The organism is Acidimicrobiales bacterium, from assembly GCA_035294085.1.
In the GTDB taxonomy this organism is placed as follows: Bacteria; Actinomycetota; Acidimicrobiia; order Acidimicrobiales; family Bog-793; genus DATGLP01.
Genome location: DATGLP010000023.1, coordinates 39,802 through 58,767, shown reverse-complemented (window position 1 = coordinate 58,767; position 18,966 = coordinate 39,802). Strand labels below are relative to the sequence as shown.

Below are 18,966 nucleotides of genomic sequence, written 5' to 3'. Positions count from 1 at the left end.
GCTAGGGGGCGAGCTTGTAGCCGAGCCCGCGCACGGTGAGGACGTGCGTCGGGTTCGCCGGGTCGAGCTCGACCTTCGTGCGCAGCCGGCGGATGTGGACATCGACGAGACGCCCGTCGCCGAAGTAGTCGTAGCTCCAGACGCGCTCGAGGAGCTGCTCGCGCGAGAGCACCTTGCCCGCGTGGGCGGCGAGCTCGCACAGGAGGAGGAACTCGGTGCGGGTCAGGTGGACCTCCTCGCCCGCGAGGCGCACGACGCCGGCCTCGGGGAGGATCTCGAGCTGGCCGAAGGAGAGGACCGACGGCTGGCCGTCGGTCGTGCGCGCCCGGCGCAGCAGCGCGCGGATGCGCGCCGCCAGCTCCTTCGGCTCGAACGGCTTCGTCACGTAGTCGTCGGCGCCCGCCTCGAGGCCGGCGACGACGTCGTGGGTGTCGGTGCGCGCCGTGACCATGATGATCGGCACCGTGCTCTGGCGGCGCAGCTCGCGACAGCAGGCGAAGCCGTCCATGCCCGGGAGCATGATGTCGACGATGAGGAGGTCGAACGGCTGCCCGGTGGGGAGCCGGGCGAAGAGGGCGAGCGCCTCCTCGCCGCTCGAGGCCTCGCTCAGCTCGTAGCCCTCGTCCTCGAGGGCGAGGCGCATCGAGGTCCGGATTCGCTCGTCGTCCTCGACGAGAAGGATGTGGCTCGCCATCCGCCTATGTTCTCGCGCGTCGGGCCGTGGCGCGCGCCGCCCCAGCCGCGCGAGGCTCCGCCGGTAGCATACCGGCGTGAGCTGGGAGATCGACGCGTTCGTCCGCTCGCTGCAGGCCTCCTCGCCCGCCACGGTGCGGGCGTACGCGAGCGACGTCGCGGCCTTCGCGAGCTGGGCGGCGCGCGGGGGGGTCGCCGAGCCGGGGGAGGTCGACCGCCTCCTCCTGCGTCGCTACCTCGCCTACCTCACGACGCGCGGCTACGCGCGGCGCTCGATCGCCCGCAAGGTCGCCTCCCTGCGCCGCTACTTCGCCTTCGCGGCGCGCCGCGGCCTGTGCGGGAGCGACCCGGCGCGCCGCCTCTCGGCGGTGAGCGGGCCGGCACGCCTGCCACGCGTGCTGCGCCCCGAGGAGCTCGACGCGCTCCTCGAGCCGCCGCGCGCCCCGGCGACGGACGCGCGCGCCGCAGCCTTCGAGCGGCGCGACGACGCGGTCGTCGAGCTCCTCTACGGCTCGGGGCTGCGGGTGAGCGAGTGCTGCGGCCTGGACCTCGGCGACGTCGACCTCGACGCCGGCTTCGTGACCGCCTGGGGAAAGGGGCGCCGGCAGCGGCGCGTGCCGATGTCGGGACCGTGCGTGGAGGCGCTCGCCGCCTACCTCGAGTCGGGCCGGGCGCACCTCGTCACCGAGGCGACGCCGCCCGCCGCGCTCTTCGTCAACCGCGTCGGGCACCGGCTCGGACCTCGCGACGTGCGCCGCATCCTCGACCGCCGGGCGCTCTCGCCCACCCACCCGCACGCGCTGCGGCACAGCTTCGCGACGCACCTCCTCGACGGCGGCGCCGACCTGCGCGTCGTCCAGGAGCTCCTCGGCCACGCGAGCCTGCGGACCACCCAGGTCTACACGCACGTCTCGCGAGAGCGCCTGCTCGGCGTGTACCGCTCGGCGCACCCGCGCGCCTGACCGGGGCGCCCCCGCCAGCGGCTACCATCTTCGCTGCCCGGTCGAGGGCGAGTGAGCGACACGTCCGGACGCACCCACGGTCGCCTGCGGGCGCGCCGTCCGGATCCGAGAACCGTTGGGAAGGAGCACGCGTGGCGGTCGTCACGATGAAGCAGCTGCTCGAAGCGGGGGTCCACTTCGGGCACCAGACCCGCCGGTGGAACCCGAAGATGAAGCGCTTCCTCTACGGCGAGCGCAGCGGGATCTACATCATCGACCTGCGCCAGACGCTCTCGCTCCTCGAGGTGGCCTACTCGTTCGTGCGCGACCTCGTCGCCGACGGCGGGACGCTGCTGTTCGTCGGCACGAAGAAGCAGACCCAGGACCCCATCGCCGAGTTCGCCACCGCCTGCGGCATGCCGTACGTGAACGAGCGCTGGCTGGGCGGGATGCTCACGAACTTCGAGACCATCTCGTCGAGGGTGCGCAAGCTCGTCGAGCTCGAGGCGGCCAGGCGTGCCGGCGAGTTCGACACCCTCCCGAAGAAGGAGGCGCTCGCGCTCGCTCGTGAGCTGGCGAAGCTCGAGCGCAACCTCGGCGGCATCCGCAACCTGAAGCGGCTCCCGGACGCGATCTTCGTCATCGACACGAAGAAGGAGCACATCGCGGTCACCGAGGCGAACAAGCTGCGCATCCCCGTGGTCGCGGTGGTCGACACGAACTGCGACCCCGACGTGGTCGACTACGTCATACCGGGCAACGACGACGCGATCCGGGCGGGCCGGCTGATGTGCCGCATCATGTCCGACGCCGTGCTCGAGGGGCGCTTCATCGCCTCGCGGCGCGCCGCCGAGAACCTGCAGGCGGCCGCGGGACCGCCGCCACCGGCTCCGGTCCCCCTCGCGGCGGTCCAGGAGGCCTGAGGCGATGGCCACGATCAGCGCGAGGGAGATCCAGGCGCTCCGCCAGGCCACCGGCGCGGGGATCCTCGACGTCCGGCGCGCCCTGCAGGAGGCCGACGGCGACTTCGAGAAGGCGCGGCGCTGGCTTCGCGAGCAGGGGCTGGCGGGCGCGTCCCGGCGCGAGGGGCGCGAGCGCGCCGAGGGCGCGGTCTCCGTGGTCGTCACCGACCAGGGCCGGCGGGGCGCGGTCGTCGCGCTCGAGTGCGAGACCGACTTCGTCGCCAAGTCCGCGGACTTCGTCGCCCTCGTCGACAACCTCGCCGAGGCGCTCGCCACCGAGGGCGAGGAGGCCCTCGGCCGGTTCTCCGAGGCGGTCGACGAGCTCAAGGTGCGTCTCAAGGAGAACATCGCCGTCGGCGAGCACGCGCGCTTCGTCGCCTCCGAGGACGCCGTCCTCGACAGCTACCTGCACGTCCAGAACGGGCGCGGCGTGAACGGCGTCCTCGTCGAGCTCGCCGGGGGCAGCGCCGAGCTGGCGCACGACGTCGCGGTGCACATCGCCTTCGCCCGGCCCGAGTACCTCCGGCGCGAGGACGTCCCCGAGGAGGCCGTCGCGGCCGAGCGGGAGACCATCACGGCCATCGCGCGCAACGAGGGGAAGCCGGAGGCGCAGCTGCCGAAGATCATCGAGGGGCGCCTCAACGGGTGGTTCAAGGAGCGCGTCCTGCTCGAGCAGCCGTACGCGAAGGACGAGAAGCGGACGATCGCGCAGCTCCTCGGCCCCGCCGAGGTGCGCCGCTTCGCGCAGGTCGTCGTCGGTGCCTGAGCGCGCGAGGCGCTAGTGGCCGTCCCGGCGCCCGCCTCGGGAGAACGGCGCCAGCCCCGCTGGCGCCGCGCCGTGCTCAAGCTGTCCGGGGAGGCGCTGGCGAGCTCGGCGAGCGACGAGACGATCGACGCCGCGACGGTGCGGCGCATCGCGAAGGAGATCGCGCTCTCCCAGGCCGAGCTCGGCGTGGAGCTCGCGGTCATGATCGGCGGCGGCAACATCTGGCGGGGCCAGCACGGCGCCGGGCAGGGGATGGACCGCGCCACCTCCGACACGATGGGCATGCTCGGCACCGTGATCAACGCCCTCGCCCTCCAGGACGCCATCGAGAACGAGGGGCTGCCGACGCGGGTCCTCTCCGCGATCCAGATGGAGCAGGTCTGCGAGCCCTACATCCGGCGGCGGGCGATCCGCCACCTCGAGAAGGGGCGCGTCGTCATCTTCGCCGCGGGGATGGGCAACCCCTTCTTCACGACGGACACCCCGGCCGCCCTGCGGGCTGCCGAGATCGAGGCGCAGGTGATCCTGAAGGGCACCCACTCGGGCGTCGACGGCGTCTACAGTGCCGACCCGCGCACCGACCCGAGCGCCGAGCGCTTCGAGGAGGTGAGCTTCGGCGAGGTCATCGAGAAGGACCTGCGCGTGATGGATCTCACGGCGATCACCTTCTGCAAGGACAACGGCATCCCGATCCTCGTCTTCGACATCATGACCCCCGGGAACATCCACGGCGCCCTCGCCGGCGAGCGGATCGGTACGCTGATCCGGTGAGCGCGGACGAGCTGACCGCGGCGGCGCTCGAGGAGTGCCGGGCGCGCATGCACGGCGCGATCGAGCACGCGAAGAGCGAGTTCGCGAGCGTGCGGACGGGCCGGGCGAGCCCGGCGGTGCTCGAGCGGCTGAAGGTCGACTACTACGGCGCCGAGGTGCCGCTCCAGCAGCTGGCGAGCTTCTCGGTGCCCGAGGCGCGCGTCCTCGTCGTCCACCCCTACGACGCCGGCGCCCTGAAGGCGATCGAGAAGGCGATCCAGGCGTCGGACCTCGGCGTCAACCCGTCGAACGACGGCAAGCTCATCCGCCTCGTCTTCCCGCCCCTCACCGAGGAGCGGCGCCGGGAGCTCGTCCGCCTCGTTCGCCAGCGCGCCGAGGAGGGGCGGATCGCGCTGCGCAACGTGCGGCGCGCGGTGCGCCACGAGCTCGAGGCGCTCGAGCGCGACGGGGAGATCTCCTCGGACGACCTCGAGCGCGCCGAGCGGGAGCTCGAGCGCATGACGCACGAGCTCGTCGCCGAGATCGACCGGCTGCTCGCCCACAAGGAGCAGGAGCTGCTCGAGGTCTGAAGCCGGCGCGCCGCCGTCGCGGCGCGCCGGTGCCGAGGGAGGCGGTGTTGGAGCACGAGGCGGACCCCGTGGCAGGCGGCGGCGAGAGCGCTGGTCCTCGCGCCGGACACGAGCCGGGCCCGGCGACCGGCGAGGTGCGCATCAGCGCGCTGGAGGCGGCGGTCGCGGCCGGTCTCGGCGCGGCGAGCACCCCGCGCCCGCCGGAGGCCCGGTCGACGAGCAGCTCGGCGCCGGCCTTCGAGCTGCCGGACTGGACCGACCCGCCGACGGGCCAGGTGCCGCGCGTCCTGCTCGGCGAGGGCGAGGACGAGCCGCTCGTGGGGCCGCGCCGGCCGACGTGGCGGGAGCACGCCGAGGACTGGGACGACGAGGTCGACCTCTCCTTCCTCGCCGACGCGGCGACCCTCGACGAGCGCGAGGCGCCGGGCGACGACCCGGCGCGCCCCGGGGCGTCCGCGTCGACGTCGATCTCCGGCGCCGGCGACGAGGACGAGCACCCGTGGGCCGAGCTCCTCCCCGACCCGCCAGCCTCGCGGCGCGAGGCACGCCCTCGCCACCTCGCGTCGTCCCGTCGGGCCCGTGCCCGTCCGGAGGCGCCCGCCCGGCGCAGCGCGGCGGCGGCGACGGCGACGGGGCTCGTCGTCGGGGCGGTCGCGCTCGTGTGCGTGCTCGCCGGACCGCTCCCCACCGCCGTGCTGGCCGCCCTCGTCGTCACCGTCGCCGCCGGCGAGGTCTTCGCCACGCTCCGGCGCGCCGGGTACGCCCCGGCGACGCTGATCGGCTTGCTCGCCGTGCCGGCGGTGGTGCTCGGCGCCTACGCGAGCGGGGTCGTGGCGATCGCGCTCGTCCTCGCGCTCGCCGTCGTGCTGGGGGGGGCGTGGTTCCTCCTCGGCGGCCACGACCGCCCGCTCGTCAACCTCGCCGTCACCGTCTTCGTCGTCTGCTGGGTCGGGGTGCTCGGCTCCTTCGCCGGCCTGCTGCTCGCTCCCTCGAGCTTCCCGCACCGCCACGGGCTGGCCTACTTCGTCGCCGCGGTCGTGCTCACCGTGTCGCACGACGTCGGCTCGTACGCCGTCGGGGCGAAGCTGGGCAGGCACCGGTTCGCGGCGGCGATCAGCCCCCGCAAGAGCCTCGAGGGCCTCGCCGGCGGGACCGTCCTCACGCTCGCCGTCGCCGCCCTCGCGCTGAGCCGGCTCCACCCGCTCTCGCTGCGCAGCGCGCTCGTGTTCGGGGCGCTCACCTGCGTCGTGGCGCCGCTCGGGGACCTCACGGAGTCGCTCGTGAAGCGCGACCTCAAGGTGAAGGACATGGGACGGCTCCTGCCCGCGCACGGCGGCGTCCTCGACCGTGTCGACGCGCTGCTCTTCGTCATGCCGGCCGCCTACTTCGCCGTCCGGCTGCTCAACCTCGGATGAGCGCGGCGCGGCGCGTCAGCATCGCCGGCTCGACCGGCTCCATCGGGACGCAGGCACTCGACGTCATCCGGCGCTCCGAGGGGCGCCTCGCCGTCGCGGCGCTCGGCGCGCGCCGCTCCCTCGACGCCCTCGCCGCGCAGGCAGCGGAGTTCCGGCCGGAGGTCGTCGCCGTCGACGACGAGTCGCTCGCGCGCGAGCTCGAGCGTCGCGTCCCCCGAGGCGTCGAGGTGCGCGCCGGGCCGGGGGCGCTCGGCTCGCTCGGGTCCCTCGGCGACGTGGTGGTCAACGCCGTGGTCGGCTTCGCCGGGCTCCCCGTCACCCTCGAGGCGCTCCGGTCGGGCCGCCGGCTGGCCCTCGCGAACAAGGAGTCGCTGGTCGCGGGTGCCCCGATCGTCCAGGCGGCGAGGGCGACTCCGGGGGCGGAGATCGTCCCGGTCGACTCCGAGCACTGCGCCATCCACCAGTGCCTCGGCGAGCGCCGGCACGTGACGAGCGCCGTTCTCCCCGGGCCGGCGGGCGGCCCCGAGGCGCCGGCCGACGTGGCGAGGATCGTCATCACCGCGAGCGGCGGGCCGTTTCGTGGCCGGCGCCTCGCCGACCTCGCCGACGTCGCGCCGGCAGACGCGCTCGCCCACCCGACCTGGAAGATGGGCCCGAAGATCACCGTCGACTCCTCGACGCTCATGAACAAGGGCCTCGAGGTGATCGAGGCGCACCAGCTGTTCGGCATCGACTACGACCGGATCGAGGTGGTCGTCCACCCCCAGTCGGTGGTGCACTCGATGGTCGAGTTCTGCGACGGCGCGACGATCGCCCAGCTGTCGCAGCCCGACATGCGCCTGCCGATCGCCTACGCCCTCACCTACCCCGAGCGCTGCTCGCAGCCCTTCGGCCGGATCGACTGGGCCCGGCTCGCGCGCCTCGACTTCGCGCCGCCCGACGTCGAGACCTTCCGACTCCTCAGCCTCGCCTACGCTGCCGGCCGGGCGGGGGGCAGCGCGCCGGCGTGGCTCAACGCCGCGAACGAGGTCGCGGTCGAGGCCTTCCTCGAGGGCCGGATCGGCTGGCTCGCCATCGCCGAGGTGGTCGAGGAGGCGCTCGCCGCCCACGAGGAGACGAAGCTCGTCGAGGTCGGCGACGTGCTCGCCGCCGACGCCGCGGCGCGCGCCGCGGCGCGCGCCGCGCTGTCGGGGCGCGAGTGAGCGGCGCGTCCGCGGCGAACCGGCGGGCGCTCGCCCGCCTCGCGCTCGGCGTCGCGCTCGTCGTCGCGCTCGCGCTCGCGCTGCACGGCCTCGCCGTCCTCGTCGTCGTCCTCGCGCTCGTCGTCATGGTGATGGCGCACGAGGCCGGCCACCTCGTCACGGCGAAGCTCTCGGGCATGAAGGTCACCGAGTACTTCCTCGGCTTCGGGCCACGGCTGTGGTCGGTGCGGCGCGGGGAGACCGACTACGGCGTGAAGGCGATCCCCGCCGGCGGCTACGTGCGCATCGTCGGCATGACGTCGCTCGAGCGCATCGACCCGGCCGACGAGCCCCGTTCCTACCGCCAGGCGAGCTTCCCCCGCCGCATCCTCGTCGCGTCGGCCGGGTCGGCGACGCACTTCGTCCTCGCCTTCCTCCTGCTGTGGGGCATGGTCGCGTTCTCGGGCGTGCCCCGTTCGACGGGCCGCCCCGTCGTCTCGGCCATGATCCCCCTCGCGCACGGCCGCAGCCCCGCGAGCCGCGCCGGGCTCGAGCCCGGCGACGTCATCGTCGCGGCCGACGGCCGGCGCGTCGGCGACGCCGCCTTCGTCCGCCTCATCCGGTCGCACCCCGGGACGCCGGTCCGCCTCGAGGTCCAGCGCGGCGCGCGCCGCTTCAGCGTGTGGGTGACGCCGGTCGACGGGCGTCGGGTGGAGCTGCCCACGGCCAGCGGGCCCGAGCCGGCCGTTCCGGCCGCGCGACGGCCCACCGGCTTCATCGGCGTCGAGCTCGGCGTCGAGACGCGAGACGAGACGGCCAACCCCCTCGTCGCGCTGTGGCGGGCCGGGTCGATGCTCGGGAGCGTGACGCGGCAGACGGCGACGGGGATCGCCCAGGTCTTCTCGCCCTCGGGCCTGCGCTCGTTCGCGCACCACGTCGCCACGGCCGCCAGTCCGCCGCCTTCGGGCGAGGCCGGGTCCCAGAGCCAGGGCGGCCAGATCCTCTCGATCGTCGGCGCCGTGCAGATCGGCGCCCAGGCCGCCCAGCGCGACGTGTCCGAGCTCCTCTACATCCTCGTCGCCATCAACATCTTCGTGGCCCTCGTCAACCTCTTCCCGATGCTGCCCCTCGACGGCGGCCACGTCGCCATCGCCTGCTACGAGCGTCTGCGCTCTCGCCGCGGCCGCCGCTACCACGCGGACGTCGCGAAGCTCATGCCCGCCGCCTACCTCTTCCTGGCGGGGATGGTCGTCCTCGGCCTGAGCGCCCTCTACGCGAACATCGTCCAGCCGCCCACCCTCGGCGGAGGCTAGTGGCCGGAACCGCCGGCGGACCCCCGGTAGGCTGGGGAGCAGGCGCCCGCGTCCGGGCGGGCGGAGGAGGGAGCTGACCATGGCGAGAGCCAGCGTCGCCGTCGCGAACCGCCGACGGACCCGACAGATCATGGTCGGCAAGGTGGCTGTCGGTGGCGACGCGCCCATCTCGGTCCAGTCGATGACGACGACGAAGACCGCGGATGTCGAAGCAACGCTGCGCCAGATCTACGCGCTCGCCGGCGCGGGCGCGGACATCGTGCGCTGCACGTGCAACGAGCGCGAGGCCGCCGAGGGCCTCGCGCGGATCGTGCCGCGCTCGCCGGTGCCGATCGTCGCCGACGTCCACTTCCACGTCGAGATGGCGCTCGCCGCGCTCGAGGCGGGCGTGCACGGCCTGCGGCTCAATCCCGGGAACCTGCGCAAGCCCGAGGAGATCAAGCTCGTGGCCCGCGAGGCCAAGGACCGCGGCGTGCCGATCCGCATCGGCGTGAACGCCGGCTCGCTGCACCCCGACCTCTACCGGCGCTTCGGCGGGGCCACCCCGGAGGCGCTCGTCGAGTCGGCGAAGATGGAGCTCGCCTACTTCCAGGAGGTGGGCTTCGAGGACGTGAAGATCTCGGTCAAGGCCTCGAACGTCCCGCTCATGATCGCCGCCTACCGCCTGGCGTCCGAGACCTTCGACTACCCGCTCCACCTCGGCGTCACCGAGGCCGGCCCGCCCCCCGCCGGGCTCGTGAAGGCGACCGCCGGGATCGGGGCGCTGCTCGCCGAGGGGATCGGGGACACCATCCGCTACTCGCTCACGGCCGACCCCGTCGAGGAGGCCCGAGCCGGGCGCGTGCTGCTCGAGTCGCTCGGGCTGCGCGAGCGCCGGGGGCTCGACCTCATCGCCTGCCCCTCCTGCGGCCGGGCCGAGATCGACGTCATCGAGGTGGCGAAGAAGGCGCAGGCGGCGCTCGAGGCGCTGCACCTGCCGATCCAGGTCGCCGTGATGGGCTGCGTCGTGAACGGTCCGGGCGAGGCGCGCGAGGCCGACCTCGGCATCGCCGCGGGCCGGCACAAGGGGCACCTGTTCATCCGGGGGAAGATCGTGCGCGTCGTCCCCGAGGACGAGATGGTCGAGGCGCTCGTCGCCGAGGCCGAGCTCATCGCCGCGGAGGGCGTCGAGAGCCGCCTCGCCAAGGCGGACGCCTCGGCCGAGGCGGAGGCCGCGGCGGACCGCCAGGCCCTCCTCGAGGCGAAGGGCGCCGACGCGAACGGCTCCGAGGACGTCGTGGTACGGATCCGCCGTCGGCTCGAGGGGGCGTCCGCGCCGGGCGCCGGCGGCTGAGCGTGGCGGGCGGCGCGATCGTCCGCCCGCCCGAGGCGCACGAGCTCGAGGCCTTCGCCGACTGCCTCGCCGCCGCTTTCGGCGTCGGCCTCCCCGCGCCGCAGCGGGCGCGACTGCTCGCCGCCCTCGAGCCGGGACGCGCCCTCGCGTGCTTCGACGGCGCCGACCTCGTCGCCACGGCGTCGAGCGTGGCGATCGAGCTGACCCTGCCCGGTCCGGTCGTCTCGGCGGCGACCGGCGTCGCCGACGTCGCGGTGCTGCCCTCGCACCGGGGGAGGGGCCTCTTCTCCGCACTGCTCGGGCGCCTGCTCGAGGTCGCCCGCGGGAGCGGGGAGGCCCTCCTCGTGCTCGACGCCGCGTCCGCCCCCCGCTACCGTCGCCTCGGCTTCGGCCCGGCGAGCTGGTCGGCCCGCTACCGGCTCGCGCCGGGCGGCCTCGTCCTCGCCGCGGCCGAGCCGGCGCGCGGCGGCCCGCGGCCGCTCTCGGCGACCGAGGCGCTCGAGACCCTGCCGGCGGCCTTCGACGCGGCACGCCGGTCGATCCTCGGCGAGCTGGCGCGCACCCGGGCGTGGTGGGAGGAGGAGCTCGCGGACCTTCCCGGCCCCGACGGCGCGGCGCGCCGCTGGGTGGCCTGGGTCGAAGGTGGCGAGGTCGCCGGCTTCCTCGCCTACGAGCTCGCCGCGTCGCCCGCCGGGCGCGAGGCGCTCGTCGAGGACCTGTGCGTCCGCTCGGTGGCGGCTGCAGGCGGGCTGTGGCGCGTCCTCGCCGAGCTCGACGCGCCCGGCGGGATCTGCCTCGCCCAGCGGCCGCTCGACGAGCCGCTCCGCCACGCGCTCGCCGATCCCCGCTCGCTCGAGGTCCTCGCGGTGCGCGACGCCACCTGGCTGCGCGTCGTCGACGTGGCCGCCGCCGTCCCCCTCCGCCGCTACGGTGCCGCTGGCTCGCTCACCTTCGAGGTCGCCGACGGGCGCTGCGGCTGGAACGAGGGACGCTGGGTGCTCGAGTCGGATTGGGAGGGCCGAGGCCACGCCGAGCGGACCGGCGCGCCCGCCCAGCTCGCGCTCGACGTCGGCGCGCTCGCCTCGCTGCTCGCCGGCGCCGCCTCGCCGGCGAGCCTCGCCGCCGCCGGGCGCGTCCGCGAGCTCGCACCCGGGGCGCTCACCCGCGCGGGCCGGCTCTTCGCGGCCGAAGCGGTGCCCTTCGCGAGCAGCGCGCCGTGAGGTCGTGCCGGCCGCTCGTCGGGCAGGCCGGCCGGTAGACTGAGCCGACTCGCTGAGGGGAGAACGCTTCATGGCAGGTCAGAGCAGGCCGCGCCCCGCGCCCGGCGCGGCGGGGCCTCGGCGGCTCGGCGCGCCGGGGGCCCGGCCGGCGTCGGCGGGTGCCCAGCGCCGCCTCGAGCGCAGCCGGCGCCGGCACCGTGCCCCGCTCCTCGGCTGGATCGCCGTCGCAGCGGTCGTCATCGCCGTCGTGGCCCTCGTCGTCGCCCGGCTGACGGGGTCGTCGGGCCCGCCGCCGAACACCGCGGCCGACCGGAACCCGCCGCTCGCGCCGGTCGCCCTCGTGCGGTCCGTGACGAGCGTCCCGGCCTCGACGTTCGACGCGGTCGGCACGAGCGGCGAGGGCTCCCCGTTCCTCGTCACGCGTGGCCAGCCGGCGCTGCGCTCGGGAGGCAAGCCGCGCCTCGTCTACGTCGGCGGCGAGTTCTGCCCCTACTGCGCGATGTACCGGTGGTCGCTGCTCGCCGCGCTCGGCCGCTTCGGCTCGTTCTCGGGCGTGAAGCTCACGCGCTCGGCGGCGACGGACTACAACATCCCCACCTTCTCCTTCTACAAGTCCTCCTACTCGAGTCCCTACGTGGCGTTCACGCCCTACGAGGCGTCGGACCGCAACCGCAACCGGCTCACCCCCCTGCCGCCGGAGGTGAGCCGGCTCTACGCGAAGTACGAGGCGCCGCCGTACGGGAGCGTGGCGAACGAGGGATCGATCCCCTTCATCGACATCGGGAACCGCTTCGTCTCCGAGGGCGTGGCGCCCGCCTTCGACGCCCAGGTGCTCCCGGCCCTCGCCGGCGGCGGCCCGGCGCGCAGCGAGATCGCCGCGGCGATCCGCTCGCCCAACTCGGCGACCGGTCGGGCGCTCGGCGGCGCGGTCTTCGTCGCGCAGGCGAACTACCTGAGCGCGGCGATCTGCATCCTCGACGGCGGGAAGCCCGCGAGCGTGTGCCGGTCGAGCGGGGTCACGGCGGCACGCAAGGTCCTGCTCGCGACGAAGCCGACCGGGTAGTGCCGAAGCCACCGACGGGCGCTCGGGGCCGCTCGCCTCGCTCCGCGCCGCCGGCGCCGCATCTCCCGCGGCGCCGCCTCGGCACCCCGCGAGCCCGCGCCGCTCTCGGGCGGCACCCCACCGCGGCGGCGGGGCCCCGGCCGTGGCGGGCGCTCGTCACGACCGGGGCCGCAGCCGTGGGCCTCGGCATCGCCGCCTACCTCACCGCCGCCCACTACACGGCGAACGCCCTCCTCGCCTGTCCGACGACCTCCACGCTCAACTGCGAGAAGGTGACGACGAGCCCGCAGTCCTCGGTCTTCGGGATCCCCGTCGCCGTCCTCGGCCTCGCCTTCTTCGTGCCGATGCTCGCGCTGTCGCTGCCGCGCGCCTGGCGCTCGGCGCATCCCCTCGTCGCCCCGGCGCGACTCGTGCTCGCGGTCGTCGGGATGGGCTTCGTCGCCTACCTCATCGACGCGGAGCTCTTCGCGATCAGGGCCATCTGCCTGTGGTGCACGGGCGTCCACGTGCTCACGTTCGTCATCTTCGCCGCTGTCGTCACCGGCTGGGACGAGGCGGTCGCGGCGCGCGAGCGGCATCCGGGCACGCCGGCCCGCTAGCAGCCGCCGGGGTCGAGCGCGACGAGGCGTGCGCCGCGGGCCGCCTCGCCGAGCAGCTCGGCGAGGTGCGGGTGGCACGTGAAGGCGAGCACCTGGTGCGTCGCCGCCGTGGCCGCGATGGCGCCGGCCATCGCGCGCGCCCGCGCGGGGTCGAAGTTGACGAGCACGTCGTCCAGGACGAGCGGGAGCGCTGCCGCGTCGTGCGCGAAGGTGTCTGCGAGCGCGAGCCGCAGGCAGAGGTAGAGCTGCTCGGCGGTTCCCCGGCTCAGGTCGGCGGCGTCGATCCGCTGTCCGGCGGCCGAGAGCACCTCGATGCCGCGCCGGCGGCCATCGGGGTCCTGGCGGGCGATGACCTGCTCGTAGCGGCCGGCGGTCACGTCGCGGAACAGCTCCGCCGCCCGGCGGATGACCGTCGGCTGGCGCTCGCGCTCGTAGCGGGCGAGCGTCTCCTCGAGCAGGTGGCCCGCCAGCGAGAGCACCGCCCAGCGTCGCAGCGCGGCGTCGAGCTCCGCCTCGAGCGTGGCGCGCTCGAGCTCGAGCCGGCTCACCTCGTCGGAGCCGAGGAGCTCGTCGAGCGCGCGCCGGGCGTCCCGCTCCCTCGCGAGCAGCTGCTCCCAGCGCTCCTGCGCCTCGGCGAGCTGCGCGTCGAGCGTTCGGCGCTCGTCCTCGAGGTCCTCCCTCGCGCGGCGCTCGAGCTCGTCGCGCAGGCGCCTCGCCGCGGCACCCTCGCCGAGCGACGCCTCGAGGGTCCTCGCAAGCGCCTCGAGCTCCCGGCCCACCTCGGCCCGCCGGGCGGCGCGCCCCGCGGCGTTCTCGACCTGCCCCGTGAGCTCGGCGAGACGCTCGTCCTGGCCGAGACGGCCGTCGACGCCGAAGGCGCTCGCGAGCGCCTCGACGCGCCCCTCGAAGTCGGCGATCTCCGCGTCGAGCCTCGCGAGGGCGTCGGCGACCCGCTCGCGCGCGCCGTCGAGCCGCCGGAGGTTGTGGAGGAGCTCGAGGGCTCGCTCGAGGCCCTCCGGTTCGAGCTCGCGCCCAAGCCCGCTGCGCTCGGCGAGCTCCGCGGCGCGTTCGCGGAGCGCCTGCAGCGCCTCCTCGCGCGCCGCAACGGCGTCGGCCGCCGCTCGCTCGGCTCGCTGCGCCTCGGCCGCCTGGCTCAGGCGCTCGTCGAGCTGCTCGCGGGCCCGGCGTTCGGCGTCGAGGCGGCGGGCGGCGCCCTCGAGCTCAGCGGCGGCGGGCGCCGCCGGGAGGCCGAGGCTGCGCGCGCGCCGCTCGATCTCGGTGGCGAGGCGATCGGGATCGATCGCGCCGGCGGCGGGCGCCGGCTCGCCGGGGTCCGGCCGCCGCCGTGCCTCGAGGAGGGCGAGCGCCGCCGCGACGAGCGCCACGAGGACCCCGAGCACCACGACGAGCCTGGCGAGGGGGCCTTCGCGCGCGGGGGCGCTCGCCGCGAGCCCGACGAGGACGGCGCCGAGGAGGGCGAGGCACGCCGCGGCCGCGGCGTGACGGCGTGCCGGGGCGCGCGCCCGGTCTGCGGCCAGGCGGCTGAGCGCGCTGGCCTGGGCGCGCTGGGCGGCGAGGCGCTCGCGCTCGGTGGTGAGGGAGCGGAGCTCCTCGAGGACGATCCGGGCGTCTTCGATCGCGCGCGCCTCGCGCGGCGGCTCGGGCCCGGCCTCGACGGCGGCTCGGACCCGGCGCTCGCGGGCGCGCTCGAGCGCTTCCCGGCAGGCGCCGAGCGCGGCGCGTTCCTCGCGCGCGCGCCGCGCGAGCTCCTCGGCGGCGCTGCGCTCGGCGGCGCCGACCGCCGCCGTCGCGGCGCGAGACGCGTCGACCGCCGGACCGAGCTGCTCCAGCACCTCGGCTCGCTCGCGCTCGATACCGTCCAGGCTCGCCTGCAGCTCTCGGCGCTTGGCGAGGCGCTCGCCGTGCCCGGAGCGCTCGCTCGCGAGGGCGCGGACCTCGCCGGAGCGCTCGAGCAGGCGGGCGTCGGCGGCGCTCCCGGCTTCGAGCCCGGCGAGCTCGGCGCGCAGCGTGCGCTGGCGCTCGAGCATCGGGGCGCAGGCGAGCAGCCGCTGGAGCTCGCTCTCGCGCCGTCGAAGGCGCGAGAGCTCGTCCCTCGCACGCGCGACCTCCTCGCTCGTGCGGCGCAGCGCCGCGGCCTCGACCTGGTAGCGCATGGCGGCGGCTCGGGCGGCCGCGAGGGCGCGCTCGACCTCGGCGAGGCGGCGCCCGAGCTCGTTCGCCCGGGCGTCGTCCTTGCGCGGGCGCGCCAGCGCCGCCTGCTGACGCTCGAGCTCCCGGACGGCCCGGGTCGCCGAGCGCCCGGCGCCGAGGACGCCGGCCGAGAAGACGAGGTCGCGTACCTCGTCCTGGTCGAGCGTCTCGAAGGAGGCGAGCTCGCTCAGGCCGAAGGCGAACACCGAGCGGAAGAGCGCGTCGTCCGCGCCACCGAGCAGGCGCTTCAGCGCCTCCTCGGTGGCGAGGCTGCCGTCGGGCGCGGTGATGGTGGCTTGGCGGGCGTCGACGTAGCGCTCGACGGTCCAGCGCTGGCCCTCCTCGTCGAGCAGGTGGATGGCGCCGCCGTGGCGCCCGCCGCGCAGCGGGGCGTGGTAGGGGAGGGAGCGGCGTCGGTCCGGGAAGCCGAAGAGCACGCCGCGCAGGAAGTCGAGGAGCGTGGACTTGCCCGCCTCGTTCGGCCCGAGGACCACCGTGAAGGACGCATCGAGGTCGGCGAGCTCGAAGCTGCTGAACAGGCCGTAGCCGTCGATGCGAAGCCTGGCGATCCTCACGGCAGGCGCCTCACGGCTCGCGCTCGATGGCCTCGAGGGCGACGAGGGTGGCCTCCTCGACGAGCTCGCGTCGCGTGGCACCCTCGAGGATGGCCTCGACCCGTCGGGCGAGCGCCCGGGGGAGCGAGGCGGCGAGCCCGGTGCTCGCGGCCAACGGCGAGCGATCGTCCGCCAGGCGCTGGGCGATCGCGAGGAGGTCGGCGGAGAAGTCGTTGCGCCGCCTCACCTCGTCGAGGTCGAGCGCCGGGCGCGTCTCGTCGACGAGCGCGTCCCACCACACGAACGGCGTCGCCGTCGGTGCGAGCGCCCGCAGGTCGTCGAGGAGCGCCTCGCGGCTGCCCGGTCTCGCCAGGTCCTCGTGGAGCGTCCCGGAGCCGACGAGGCGGGCGCGCAGCACGATCGAGCGGCCCTGCGCGCCCGCTAGCTCGGCGCGTCCGGCCTCGACGAGGCGGTCACGCAGGTCGGCGAGGTCGTCCGCCGCGTCGAGCGGTACGCGCACCTCGGCGAAGCGCACGAGGTCGCAGGGGACGAACTCGACCTCGGCGATGACGCCGTGCTCGACGTGCACGACGAGCGCGCCCTTGGCGCCGGCCTCGCTCGGCTTGGGGCTGCGGGCCTGGAGGTTGCCGGGGTAGGCGATCCACGCTTCGCCAGGGCCCCTGCCGCGAGCGAGGACGGACCGCTCGTGGACGTGCCCGAGGGCGAGGTAGTCGAGCCCGGTCGCGGCGAGGTCGTCGAGCGAGCAGGGGCTGTAGTTGGCGTGACCGCCGGCGCCGCCCACGTTGCAGTGCAGCAGCCCGACGTGCACGCCCGGCCCGTCGGGCCGCGAGAGTCGTCGCGCCAGGTTCTCGGTCGTCGCCGCCGTCGCGTAGCTGATCCCCTGGACCGTGGCGATCTGCGTTCCGCCGCGCTCGACGGGCACGACGCGCACGGCGTCGGACCCGAAGATCGTGACGCCTTCGGGCCAGCGGGAGACGGCCGACCAGCCCTCGTCGAGCGGGTCGTGGTTGCCGTGCACGACGAAGCTCTGGATGCCCGCGGCCGCGAGCCGCTTGAGGCCGTCGCGAAAGCGCAGCTGGGCTCGCAGCCCGCGCCTCGCGCCGTCGTAGACGTCGCCGGCGACGAGCAGGAACGCGGCCTCCCGAGAGAGCGTGAGGTCGACGAGGGCGTCGAAGGCGTCGAGCGACGCGTCCCGCAGCGCCGCGGCGACCTCGGGCGCGACGGCGCCGATCCCCTCGAAGGGCGTGTCGAGGTGGAGGTCCGCTGCGTGGACGAAAACGAACGACGGCGGTGCCTCGGCCACGGCAGCGCACACTACCGAGTCGCTGCATCGGCGCGGCGGTGACCCGCGTACCGGTGACGTCGGGCGCGCTCGGCTACCATCGGCCCCTCGACTCGGCCCGTCCGGTGCTCGGCGACGGGAGACCTGGGTGCCGGGAGGGCGCATCCGGTGGCAGCACCCCGACGGAGGAGGGACGCTCGCTGGTCCCGTCCGCGCGCCGACGTCGGCGCCGTGACCGTCGCGCTCGGCTGCCCGACCCGCCGAGGAGCCGCGCGTTGACGGCCGACGCGCTGCTCGCGGACCAGCCGCTCACGGTCGAGGGCGCGTCGCGCCGCGTGGTGCGACGGCTGGCAGGCGTCGGGGTCGCCACGCTCGCCAGCGTGGGCCTCGTCCTGCGCCTGTGGGCGCTCGGGCGCCAGCCGGTCAACTCTGACGAGGCCGTCGTCGGTCTCATGGCGCGCCAGATCCTGCACGGCCACACGTACGCCTTCTACTGGGGCCAGCACTACGGCGGCGTCGAGCCCTACGTCGTCGCCGCCTTCTTCGCGCTCTTCGGCCAGTCGAGCTTCACCCTCGGCATCGTTCCGGTCGTGCTCGACGCCGTGGCGGCGCTCCTCGTGTGGCGCATCGGACGCCGCCTGTTCGGCCCCGAAGTCGGCGTCGGCGCGGCGCTCCTGTTCTGGGTGTGGCCGGAGGTCTACGTCTGGCAGTCGACCCTCGAGTACGGGTTCCGCTGGGCGGCGCTCGTGCTGTGCCTCGCGGCCCTCCTCGTCGCCCTCCGGGTGGTCGACCCCCGTCCCCGTCCAGGCGCGCTCGCCCGGAGCGAGTGGCTCGCGCTCGGCGTGCTCGCGGGGCTCGGGTGGTGGGCCACCCCCGAGGTCGTCTACTACCTCCTGCCCGCGGCCGTCGTCGTCCTCGTCGAGCTCGTCCGGCGTCGTGTGCGCGCACGCCCCGTGGACGTGGCCCTCGCCGCCGCCGGGGCGGTGCTCGGCGCGCTGCCGTGGCTGTGGGACAACGTGCCGGGGTTCGCCTCCCTCCACCTCGGCGTGCAGCCGGACCCGAGCGTCGCGTCGCACGGCAACATCCTGCGCCTCCACGTGCTCCCGATGATGCTCGGGCTCCAGCTGCCCGTCTCGGGGCGCTTCCTCGTCGGCACCGATGCCGGCATGGCGCTCGAGTACGCAGCGGTGCTCGCCGGCGTGGTCTGGCTGGTAACCCTCGTCCGGCGGCGGCAGGCGCTCGTGCTCGTCGTCTTCACCGTCGCGTTCCCGTTCCTCTACGCCCTCTCGCCGGTTACCTGGTACTGGCAGGACGGCCGCTACGGCGTGTTCTTCGCGCCCGTCGCGGCCCTCCTCGCGACGTCCGGCGCCTGCGCCCTCGCGGAGCGGCTCCGGGCGCTGCCGGGGCGCCGCTCGCCGGCCGACCGGCGGGCCGGCGCGGCGGTGCTTGCCGTGCTCGCGGGCCTGGGCCTCACGCTCGCGGCGGTGGCGCAGGTGGCGCCCTTCACCCCGGCGCGCGCCGACCCGGCTCGTGCCACCTGGACCACCTGGCACGCCGACCCGCTTGCGTTCCTCCTCCCCGTCGCGAGGGCGCTCGAGGCGCGCGGCGCGCGCCGCGTGTACACGGGCTACTGGCTCGCGTACACGCTGACCTTCGAGTCGAAGGGCGCGGTCGTCGCCTCCGATGCGCTGCCTGCCTACGTCCGCTACGCCCCCTACCTCGCGGCCGTACGCGCGGCGGCGCGACCGGCGTGGCTGTTCGCCAACCCGTCGGCTGCCCACGCCGCGGCGGTGGCGACCGGCCTCTCCCTCGTCGACCCCGGGTGCGCGGCGAAGACGGACCGCTGCCTGGAGCCAGGCGAGCTCGAGGCGTGGCTCACCGCCCACCGCATCGCCTACCGGGTGCTGCCGCTGCACGCGTTCCTGGCCGTGCTGGTGGAGCGACGCTTCGATCCGGCGCCGATGCTCGCGGCCTACCACGTCGGCCCGCTCCCCAGGCACTGAGCGCGCCTGCGGGGAGCCTGGCGTCCCCGGCACGCCGTCCGGGGGCTGCCCGGCCTTCGGCCTCGGGCC

16 protein-coding genes are annotated in these 18,966 nt (G+C 75.5%); 13 read left to right on the top strand and 3 right to left on the bottom strand.

All coding sequences use genetic code 11. From position 1 onward, the window contains the following. Position 1 precedes the first annotated feature (1 nt). Positions 2-694: a response regulator transcription factor gene (locus VKV23_07830; GenBank protein HLI15943.1), complete on the bottom strand. Its 693-nt coding sequence runs from the start codon at positions 692-694 to the stop codon at positions 2-4. Positions 695-770: 76 nt separating this feature from the next. On the opposite strand from VKV23_07830, the gene VKV23_07825 reads away from it, so the two are divergent. The 12 genes from VKV23_07825 (at position 771) to VKV23_07770 (ending at position 12,826) form a co-directional block, all read left to right on the top strand. Beyond that, entirely contained in the window at positions 771-1,655 is an 885-nt protein-coding gene (locus VKV23_07825; GenBank protein ID HLI15942.1) for a tyrosine-type recombinase/integrase, read from the top strand. Between the two features lie 131 nt (positions 1,656-1,786). Beyond that, complete coding sequence (gene rpsB, locus VKV23_07820) at positions 1,787-2,557, top strand: 30S ribosomal protein S2 (GenBank protein ID HLI15941.1); 771 nt, start codon at positions 1,787-1,789, stop codon at positions 2,555-2,557. 4 nt (positions 2,558-2,561) lie between these two features. Further along, on the top strand, positions 2,562-3,362 hold the full coding sequence (gene tsf / locus VKV23_07815) for a translation elongation factor Ts (GenBank protein ID HLI15940.1): 801 nt from the start codon (positions 2,562-2,564) through the stop codon (positions 3,360-3,362). A gap of 15 nt (positions 3,363-3,377) precedes the next feature. Beyond that, positions 3,378-4,133, top strand: coding sequence for a UMP kinase (pyrH, locus tag VKV23_07810; protein ID HLI15939.1), 756 nt, complete (start codon positions 3,378-3,380; stop codon positions 4,131-4,133). Beyond that, positions 4,130-4,702, top strand: a complete 573-nt coding sequence (gene frr / locus VKV23_07805) for a ribosome recycling factor (protein HLI15938.1) — start codon at positions 4,130-4,132, stop codon at positions 4,700-4,702. Before pyrH ends, frr begins: the two co-directional genes overlap by 4 nt. Positions 4,703-4,770: 68 nt before the next feature. Continuing rightward, on the top strand, positions 4,771-6,117 hold the full coding sequence (locus tag VKV23_07800; GenBank protein HLI15937.1) for a phosphatidate cytidylyltransferase: 1,347 nt from the start codon (positions 4,771-4,773) through the stop codon (positions 6,115-6,117). After that, positions 6,114-7,319, top strand: coding sequence for a 1-deoxy-D-xylulose-5-phosphate reductoisomerase (gene dxr, locus VKV23_07795; protein ID HLI15936.1), 1,206 nt, complete (start codon positions 6,114-6,116; stop codon positions 7,317-7,319). The genes VKV23_07800 and dxr overlap by 4 nt, the downstream gene beginning before the upstream one ends. Beyond that, positions 7,316-8,611 (top strand): site-2 protease family protein, encoded by a 1,296-nt coding sequence (locus VKV23_07790; GenBank protein HLI15935.1) that lies wholly within the window; start codon positions 7,316-7,318, stop codon positions 8,609-8,611. The genes dxr and VKV23_07790 overlap by 4 nt, the downstream gene beginning before the upstream one ends. 79 nt (positions 8,612-8,690) lie before the next feature. Further along, on the top strand, positions 8,691-9,944 hold the full coding sequence (ispG, locus tag VKV23_07785) for a flavodoxin-dependent (E)-4-hydroxy-3-methylbut-2-enyl-diphosphate synthase (GenBank protein ID HLI15934.1): 1,254 nt from the start codon (positions 8,691-8,693) through the stop codon (positions 9,942-9,944). Between the two features lie 2 nt (positions 9,945-9,946). Beyond that, positions 9,947-11,164 carry a GNAT family N-acetyltransferase gene (locus VKV23_07780; GenBank protein HLI15933.1) on the top strand — a complete coding sequence of 406 codons (1,218 nt, stop codon included), beginning with the start codon at positions 9,947-9,949 and terminating at the stop codon, positions 11,162-11,164. Between the two features lie 70 nt (positions 11,165-11,234). Next, on the top strand, positions 11,235-12,227 hold the full coding sequence (locus VKV23_07775) for a DUF929 family protein (GenBank protein ID HLI15932.1): 993 nt from the start codon (positions 11,235-11,237) through the stop codon (positions 12,225-12,227). Next, positions 12,164-12,826: a vitamin K epoxide reductase family protein gene (locus tag VKV23_07770; protein ID HLI15931.1), complete on the top strand. Its 663-nt coding sequence runs from the start codon at positions 12,164-12,166 to the stop codon at positions 12,824-12,826. Before VKV23_07775 ends, VKV23_07770 begins: the two co-directional genes overlap by 64 nt. Here VKV23_07770 and VKV23_07765 read toward each other — a convergent pair. Together VKV23_07765 and VKV23_07760 are read right to left on the bottom strand one after the other, a co-directional pair. Further along, the gene (locus tag VKV23_07765; GenBank protein ID HLI15930.1) at positions 12,823-15,612 is read right to left on the bottom strand and encodes an AAA family ATPase; all 2,790 of its coding nucleotides are present in this window, start codon (positions 15,610-15,612) and stop codon (positions 12,823-12,825) included. The genes VKV23_07770 and VKV23_07765 overlap by 4 nt on opposite strands. A 10-nt stretch (positions 15,613-15,622) precedes the next feature. After that, positions 15,623-16,915: a DNA repair exonuclease gene (locus VKV23_07760; protein HLI15929.1), complete on the bottom strand. Its 1,293-nt coding sequence runs from the start codon at positions 16,913-16,915 to the stop codon at positions 15,623-15,625. 254 nt (positions 16,916-17,169) lie between these two features. Here VKV23_07760 and VKV23_07755 point away from each other — a divergent pair, with 254 nt between their 5' ends. After that, positions 17,170-18,897, top strand: coding sequence for a glycosyltransferase family 39 protein (locus VKV23_07755; GenBank protein ID HLI15928.1), 1,728 nt, complete (start codon positions 17,170-17,172; stop codon positions 18,895-18,897). The last annotated feature ends 69 nt before the right edge of the window (positions 18,898-18,966 follow it).

What these genes read in the sequence shown, in the direction of transcription:
- dxr (HLI15936.1), top strand. Translation starts at nt 6,114, where the DNA reads ATGAGCGCGGCGCGGCGCGTCAGCATCGCCGGCTCGACCGGCTCCATC.
- tsf (HLI15940.1), top strand. Translation starts at nt 2,562, where the DNA reads ATGGCCACGATCAGCGCGAGGGAGATCCAGGCGCTCCGCCAGGCCACC.
- VKV23_07830 (HLI15943.1), bottom strand. Translation starts at nt 694, where the DNA reads ATGGCGAGCCACATCCTTCTCGTCGAGGACGACGAGCGAATCCGGACC.
- ispG (HLI15934.1), top strand. Translation starts at nt 8,691, where the DNA reads ATGGCGAGAGCCAGCGTCGCCGTCGCGAACCGCCGACGGACCCGACAG.
- VKV23_07775 (HLI15932.1), top strand. Translation starts at nt 11,235, where the DNA reads ATGGCAGGTCAGAGCAGGCCGCGCCCCGCGCCCGGCGCGGCGGGGCCT.